The sequence below is a fragment of the Klebsiella sp. S69 genome, assembly GCF_016516145.1.
Lineage (GTDB): Bacteria > Pseudomonadota > Gammaproteobacteria > Enterobacterales > Enterobacteriaceae > Klebsiella > Klebsiella oxytoca.
In genome coordinates, this window is record NZ_JACVUU010000121.1 from 1 (window position 1) to 222 (window position 222).

Here is a 222-nt window from a genome sequence, read left to right on the forward strand (position 1 = left end):
TAAAAAGTGAACCTTTATTCCGCAGGTTTTTTGCCCGGTATAATCGGGAACTGGGACTATCCGGCTATGTTCCTGGTTCTGAGCTTTTATTTTTTTTCCCATTCTAAATATTTAGCGTCATCTCCATATCCTGGAAAATCCATTGAATAACCGACACCCGTTTCCCATTCCACTTTCACCGTCATTCCCGGTTTCCATTTCGTTGGCACACCGTAACAGCAG

General features: G+C 43.2%; 1 pseudogene. It reads right to left on the reverse strand.

Annotated features, from left to right (window positions below):
- Positions 1-222, reverse strand: a pseudogene (locus IAE27_RS29465) (DUF3304 domain-containing protein); the annotation flags it as partial.